At 69.1% G+C, this 7,192-nt stretch carries 6 protein-coding genes; 1 reads left to right on the top strand and 5 read right to left on the bottom strand.

Annotation, left to right across the window (positions count from 1 at the left end):
- Nucleotides 1–45: 45 nt before the first annotated feature.
- Both rpsD and ABD088_RS06325 read right to left on the bottom strand, forming a co-directional pair.
- Complete coding sequence (rpsD, locus tag ABD088_RS06330) at nt 46–672, bottom strand: 30S ribosomal protein S4 (RefSeq protein ID WP_343900856.1); 627 nt, start codon at nt 670–672, stop codon at nt 46–48.
- A gap of 191 nt (nt 673–863) precedes the next feature.
- Nucleotides 864–2,288 carry a replication-associated recombination protein A gene (locus ABD088_RS06325; protein WP_372711127.1) on the bottom strand — a complete coding sequence of 475 codons (1,425 nt, stop codon included), beginning with the start codon at nt 2,286–2,288 and terminating at the stop codon, nt 864–866.
- An 84-nt stretch (nt 2,289–2,372) separates the two neighbouring features.
- Between ABD088_RS06325 and dtd the strand changes: the two genes are divergently transcribed.
- Nucleotides 2,373–2,813, top strand: a complete 441-nt coding sequence (dtd, locus tag ABD088_RS06320) for a D-aminoacyl-tRNA deacylase (protein ID WP_343900854.1) — start codon at nt 2,373–2,375, stop codon at nt 2,811–2,813.
- Between the two features lie 13 nt (nt 2,814–2,826).
- On the opposite strand, the gene ABD088_RS06315 is transcribed toward dtd, so the two are convergent.
- From ABD088_RS06315 to hisS, 3 genes are all read right to left on the bottom strand, one after another.
- Entirely contained in the window at nt 2,827–3,717 is an 891-nt protein-coding gene (locus tag ABD088_RS06315; protein ID WP_343900853.1) for a hypothetical protein, read from the bottom strand.
- 110 nt (nt 3,718–3,827) lie between these two features.
- Nucleotides 3,828–5,627: an aspartate--tRNA ligase gene (gene aspS, locus ABD088_RS06310; protein ID WP_343900852.1), complete on the bottom strand. Its 1,800-nt coding sequence runs from the start codon at nt 5,625–5,627 to the stop codon at nt 3,828–3,830.
- A gap of 122 nt (nt 5,628–5,749) precedes the next feature.
- Nucleotides 5,750–7,087, bottom strand: a complete 1,338-nt coding sequence (hisS, locus tag ABD088_RS06305) for a histidine--tRNA ligase (RefSeq protein ID WP_343900851.1) — start codon at nt 7,085–7,087, stop codon at nt 5,750–5,752.
- Nucleotides 7,088–7,192: the final 105 nt, after the last annotated feature.

Genomic DNA, 7,192 nt, shown 5'->3' with positions numbered 1-7,192 from the left:
CTGTGGTGCGCATCGAGCGCCCCGGAATTCAGCTGACGCTGGTTCCTAGCGGGCGTAGTACTCGACGACGAGGTTCTCTTCGCAGGTCACGGGGACCTCGGAGCGCTTCGGGCGGCGCACGAGGCGGGCCTGCAGCGATTCCAGCTTGACGTCCAGGTAGGCCGGAGCGGCCGGGAGGACATCACGGTGCGCGCCGGCGGCGGCAACCTGGAACGGAACCATGGTCTCGGACCGCTCGTGAACGGCGACCAGCTGGCCTTCGCTGACACGGAACGAGGGACGGTCAACGCGCTGGCCATCGACCACGATGTGGCGGTGGACGACGAGCTGACGGGCCTGGGCGATGGTGCGGGCGAAGCCAGCACGCAGAACCAGGGCGTCCAGACGCATCTCGAGGAGCTCGACCAGGTTCTCACCGGTCTGTCCCGAGGTGCGCTTGGCTTCCTCGAAGTAGCGGGCCATCTGCGATTCGCGGATGCCGTACTGGGCGCGCAGACGCTGCTTTTCGCGCAGACGCACTGCATAGTCGGAATCCTGCTTCTTGCGGGCGCGTCCATGCTGGCCGGGGCCATACGGACGACGTTCCATGTACTTCTCAGCCTTGGGGGTCAAGGCGAGGCCGAGGGAACGCGAGAGGCGAACCTTACGGCGGGCACGGGTGTTGTTAGCCACTGGTGTCCTTCTTCTCTTTCGGCGACTGTGTGTTACTGGCCTCCATGTCGGAGAGTTAAGGGAAGCCGCTCCCTTGGTACTACAACGCGATCTCCACCGCGGCACACAGTGCCCCCCGAAGGGTGATGCGGATGGGATCGGCTTGCCAGCCAAGGATCCATCCTAGCATCGTGGGCCCCGCCGTCGTGCATTCAGCGCCCGCGGATGATCCGCCGGATCCGGGCCAGGCGCTCCCCGATGCCGCGTTCGTTGCCGTTGGCGTTCGGGGTGTAGTAGTCGCGCCCGACGAGGTCATCCGGCGCGTACTGCTGTGCGGCGATCGAGTGCGGGGCATCGTGGGAGTAGATGTACCCCTTGCCGTGGCCGAGCTGGCCGGCCCCGGGATAGTGGGCGTCGCGTAGATGGGCGGGGATGCCCTGGCCCTTGCCGGCCCGCACGTCGGCGATGGCCGCGTTGATCCCGTTGTAGGCGGCGTTCGACTTCGGCGCGGTGGCCAGGTGGACGACCGCCTGGCCGAGGATGATCCGCCCCTCGGGCATGCCGATCAGCTGGACCGCCTGAGCGGCGGCCACCGCCGTCTGCAACGCGGTGGGGTCGGCCATGCCGATGTCCTCCGACGCGCTGATCATGATCCGCCGGGCGATGAACCGGGGGTCCTCCCCCGCCTCGATCATCTTCGCCAGGTAGTGCAGTGCGGCGTCGACGTCCGAACCCCTGATCGATTTGATGAACGCGCTGATCACGTCGTAGTGCTGGTCGCCGGCCCGGTCGTAGCGCTGGACGGCCGCGTCCATGGCCCGCTCGGCGTGGGAGGTGTCCACGGTGATCCGCTCAGCGGGCGCCTCCCGCCCCTCGGCCGGGGCATCGCCGTCGTGCTCCGGGGAGGTGGCACCGGCGCTTTCGCCCCAGGCGACGCCGGCCGCGGCTTCCAGCGCGGTCAGGGCGCGGCGGGCATCGCCACCGGAGAGACGGACGATGTGGTCCAGCGCCTCGGGTTCGAGGGCCACCGTGTCGTCGAGGCCGCGGGGATCCTCCACGGCACGGACGACGAGGCTGCGGATGTCCTCTTCCTCCAGCGGTTTCAGGGTCAGCAGCAGGGAACGGGACAGCAGCGGGGAGACGACCGAGAAGGACGGGTTTTCCGTGGTGGCGGCAATGAGCACGACCCACCGGTTCTCCACCCCGGGCAGCAGTGCGTCCTGCTGGGCCTTGGTGAAACGGTGGATCTCGTCCAGGAACAGGACGGTGGTGATGGAGTTCATGTCACGGTCGGTCAACGCCTGGTCCATGACGCGGCGGACGTCCTTGACACCTGCGGTGATGGCGCTGAGTTCAACGAACCGGCGGCCGGGCGCCCGGGCGATGACGTGGGCGATGGTGGTCTTGCCGGTGCCGGGTGGGCCCCAGAGGATGACGCTGGAGGGTCCCGACGGGCCGGGGCCGTCGACACCTGCGAGCTGGCGCAGCGGGGAACCGGGTTTGAGCAGGTGCTGCTGCCCGACGAGTTCGGCGACCGTGCGGGGCCGCATGCGCACCGCCAGCGGCGGACGCGGACGCGAGGGGCCGTGTCCGGGCTCGTCCTCGGCGTCGTCCTGGGGGCTGAGCAAATCTCTCACCCATCCACCCTAGTGCCTGCCGGGGTCGGCGCCGGGGACCGCTACCGTGGACGGGACGATGAACCACTGACGAAGGACATGGGTGTGAGAGCTGTAGTGCAACGGGTCGGCCGGGCCTCGGTCGAGGTCGACGGGGCGGTGGTGGGCGCCATCGAGGAGCCGGGCCTGCTGGTGCTGCTCGGCGTGACGGGCAGCGACACGCCGGCCGATGCCTCCCGGTTGGCGCAGAAGATCTTCAGGTTGCGGATGCTCCAGGACGAGGCATCCTGTGCGGACACCGGCGCTCCCCTGCTGGTGGTCAGCCAGTTCACGCTCTACGGGGAGGTGCGCAAGGGGCGGAGGCCCGGCTGGTCGGCCGCAGCGCCGCGTGCCGTTTCCGAACCCCTGTACGGGGAATTCATCGACCGGCTGCGCGGGCTCGGAGCGGCCGTGGAGCAGGGGGTGTTCGGCGAGCACATGGAGGTGTCGCTGGTGAATTCCGGGCCGTTCACGCTCATCGTCGATACCGCCGACCTCCCGGGCTGAACCGACGGGCGCCCTAGGCGTGCGGGTCGATGATCAGGGCGATGCGCCGGGCGCGGGCGCGGCGGCGTTGAAGCAACGTGGCGGCGTCGGCGGTGCGGCGCGCCGGCAGGAGCCGCCAGAGCGACCAGCACAGGACCAGGACGCCGAGCCCCATCACCAGGGCACCTTCCCCGGCGAGCCCGTTCTCGAGGACCCGGGGGCCGCCCACCAGCCCAAGCCACAGGGCGACGGCCAGCAGCCAGGCCAGGCGCCGGAGCAGGATGCTCCGTTCCGCGGCTTCCGGGGTGCGGGCGGCCAGCCGTGCCGCCACGACCTCCGGGTGCGTGGCTAGGGCATCGGCGTCGGAGGACGCGGTGTGGCCCGCGGGTTCCTCGGGCAACGCAGCGGCGGCGGCAGCCACTCCCCGGGGGAATCCGTAGCGGCCGATCAGCAGATGCCGGATGCGGGTCGATCGGGCCTCCGGGTCGACGCCGCCCGCACCGTCCAGCCCGCGGGCCGGGCCCTCGCGCAGGAGCACCCCAACCACGAACGCGACCACCCCGGCCAGGGCCATCGCCCAGTTGGGCAGCCCGGGGAAGATGTCCTCGGGCAAGCGCGTGACGAGTGCGATGCCCCCGACGAAAACCACCACTGCTGCCGCTCCGAGGGACACCGCGGCCCGGAGACTTCCCCGGGTCCACATCATCCATCCGCCATAGACCAGTGCCAGCCCCAGGGCGACGGCGGGCAGCAGGGGGACGAAGGGCCCGTTGAAGGAAGCGCCGGTCCAGCCGTCGTCGAAGGACAGGCGCACGGCGACGAAGACCAGCATCACCCCGAACCCGAACAACAGCAGCCGGACCACGCGGCGCCCGGTGGAAGCCAAACGGTCCTGGTCCAGCACTGCGCTGATCTGTTCTTCCATGGTCGGCACGGGATGCCTCTCGCTGGTGGTGTCGGTATCGGGGGATGCGCCACGGGGCGCCCGCAGCTGCTGCGGGCGCCCCGTGGTGGGCTGCTGGAGCGGGGGTACGGCTACTTCGCCGCTCCGGCTTCCTCGTCCTTCGGTGTCTTCTTCGGCTCGGGCTTCGAGTCGACTCCGGCTTCCTTGCGCTGCTGCGCGGTGATCGGCGCCGGGGCCTGGGTCAGCGGGTCGAAGCCGCCACCGGTCTTCGGGAACGCGATGACGTCGCGGATCGAATCCGAGTTGGTCAGCAACTGCACCACGCGGTCCCAGCCGAAGGCGATGCCGCCATGCGGCGGGGCACCGTACTTGAAGCCCTCCAGCAGGAAGCCGAACTTGGACTGTGCCGCTTCCTCGTCCAGCCCCATCAGCTTGAAGACGCGTTCCTGCACGTCGCCCTGGTGGATGCGGATGGAACCGCCGCCGATCTCGTTGCCGTTGCAGACGATGTCGTAGGCGTAGGAGAGTGCGTTTTCGGGATCCTGGTCGAAGGTGTCCAGGAACTCGGGCTTCGGGGAGGTGAAGGCGTGGTGGACCGCGGTCCACTTGCCCGCGCCAACCGCCACGTCACCGGAGGCGACCGCGGCTTCCGCGGACTCGAACATCGGCGCGTCGACGACCCAGACAAACGCCCAGTCGCCGTCCTTGATCAGGCCGGTACGGTGGCCGATCTCCACGCGGGCTGCACCGAGCAGGGCGCGCGACTCGGAAGGGGTGCCGGCGGCGAAGAAGATGCAGTCGCCGGGGTGGGCGCCCACGGTGGCCGCAAGGTTCTCGCGTTCGAAGTCGGTGAGGTTCTTGGCCACGGGGCCGGTGAGCGTCCCGTCCTCCTGGAGCAGGACGTAGGCCAGGCCCTTGGCACCGCGCTGCTTGGCCCATTCCTGCCAGGCATCCAGGGTGCGGCGCGGCTGCGAAGCCCCGCCGGGCATGACGACGGCGCCGACGTACGGGGCCTGGAAGACACGGAAGGTGGTGTCCTTGAAGAAGTCCTTCAGCTCGGTCAACTCCAGGCCGAAGCGCAGGTCGGGCTTGTCGGAACCGTACTTCTGCAGGGCATCGGCGTAGGTCATCCGCTGGATCGGGGTTGGGACCTCGACGTCGATCAGCTGCCAGAGGGCCTTCACGATCCCCTCGCCCAACGCGATGATGTCGTCCTGCTCCACGAAGGAGGCCTCGATGTCCAGCTGGGTGAATTCCGGCTGGCGGTCCGCGCGGAAGTCCTCGTCGCGGTAGCAACGGGCGATCTGGTAGTACTTCTCGAACCCACCGACCTGCAGCAGCTGCTTGAACAGCTGCGGGGACTGCGGCAACGCGTACCAGGATCCGGGCGCCAGACGGGCCGGGACCAGGAAGTCGCGGGCACCCTCGGGCGTGGAACGGGTCAGCGTCGGGGTCTCGATCTCGACGAACCCCTCACCGTGCAGCAGTTCGCGTGCCACCCGGTTGACCTCGGAGCGCAGGCGGATGTTGGCGTGGGGGCCCGGACGGCGCAGGTCCAGGTAGCGGTGGCGCAGACGTGCCTCCTCGCCGACCTCGACGTGCTCGTCAACCTGGAACGGCAACGGGGCCGAGGTGTTGAGCACGACGACGGCATCGGCGATGACCTCGATCTCACCGGTGGCGAGGGCGGGGTTCTCATTGCCCTCGGGGCGCCGCTCGACGGTGCCGGTCACCTGCAGGACGAACTCGTTGCGCAGGGAGTGGAAGTCGGCCTCGTCGCGGACGACGATCTGGGCCACTCCCGAGGCGTCACGCAGGTCCAGGAAGGCAACCCCTCCGTGGTCCCGGCGGCGGGCTACCCAGCCGGCCAGCGTGACGGATTGTCCAATGTGCTCGGCCCTGAGCGTGCCCAGGTCGTGAGTGCGCAGCACTGATGTCCTTTCGAGGGGTTCTTCGCATGCCAACCGGTGCTTGACCGGGCCACGGCACGCGCTGTGATTCGTGGATTGCCTCCGAGTTTACCGGCAGCCGGTGGCGCCGGGGCAATCGGGGCTCAGGAGGCGGAGATTCCGGGCTGCAGGTCCTCGGCCGGCGGCGTCCAGGACTGTGGGTCCGCGGCCACCTGGTCGCCGCTGCGGATGTCCTTGACCTCGTGGGTGCCGTCGGCCGCGGTGAACCAGACGAAGGGGATCCCCCGGCGGTCCGCATAGCGGATCTGCTTGCCGAACTTCTCGGCCTTGGCCGCCACCTCGACGCAGATGCCGCGCCCGCGCAGTGCGGTGGCGACATCCTGTGCCTGGTACCAGGAGTCGTCGTCGTTCAGGGCCACCAGGACGGCACTCGGCACGTCACGGCTCGCCTGCAGTCCGCCGTCGGCCAGCAGCCGGGAAACCAGCCGGGAGACGCCGATGGACAGCCCCACGCCCGGGAAGACCCGGTTGCCCTTGGAGGCCAGTGATTCGTAGCGTCCGCCCGAGCAGATGGAGCCGAGCTTCTCGTGGCCGACCAGGACCGTCTCGTAGACGGTTCCGGTGTAGTAGTCCAGGCCGCGGGCGATGGAGAGGTCGGCAACCACGGTGCCCGGGGCGCGCTGGCTGGCGGCTTCGATGACCTCGGTCAGTTCCGCCAGGCCCTCGTCCAGGAGTTCGTCCTCGACGCCGAGGGCGCGGACCTGTTCGACGAAGGAGGTGTCGGTGGTGCGGATGGACGCCAGGGCCAGGGCGGCACGGGCCTGCTCTTCGGTGGCGCCGATTTCGCTGATGAGCAATTCGGCCACCTTGTCGGGGCCGATCTTCTCCAGCTTGTCGATGCTGCGCAGGACGCCGGCGGTGTCCTGGAGTCCCAGGCCGCGGTAGAAGCCCTCGGCCAGCTTGCGGTTGTTCACCCGTACGGTGAACTCCCCGATCGGCAACGAGCCCAGGGCATCGGCGATGACCAGGGCCAGCTCGACGTCGTAGCGGAAAGGCAGCGATCCGTCACCAACGACGTCGATGTCGGCCTGGGTGAACTCGCGGAACCGCCCGTCCTGGGGGCGCTCTCCCCTCCAGACCTTCTGGATCTGGTAGCGCCGGAACGGGAAGGCCAGGTGTCCGGCGTTCTCCACCACGTAGCGGGCGAAGGGCACGGTGAGGTCGAAGTGCAGGGCCAGGGCGTTCGGGTCCGTGCCGGCCGCCTCGGCCTCGTCGGCCTGCAGGCGGGAGAGCCCGTAGACCTCCTTGTCGATCTCGCCCTTGCGCAGCAGCTGTCCCACCGTTTCCACGGCGCGGGTCTCGATGTTCCCGAAACCGTGCAGTTCAAAGGTGCGACGCAATGCGTCCAGCACATGAAGCTCGACCAGGCGTTCGTTGGGCAGCCATTCGGGGAAACCGGACAGGGAGGCCTTGCGTGCCATATCGGGTGGAGCTCCTTCGCGAAAGTTCGGGGAATTGCACCGTCCGCGTCGCCAGCGAGGGGACGGAAAACGGGCGGTAACCGCACAATTCTAGGACGTTCGCTC

Source organism: Arthrobacter rhombi, assembly GCF_039526245.1.
Lineage (GTDB): Bacteria > Actinomycetota > Actinomycetes > Actinomycetales > Micrococcaceae > Arthrobacter_H > Arthrobacter_H rhombi.
Note: the sequence above shows the minus strand (reverse complement) of the source record. Positions and strands in the feature narration are given on the sequence as shown.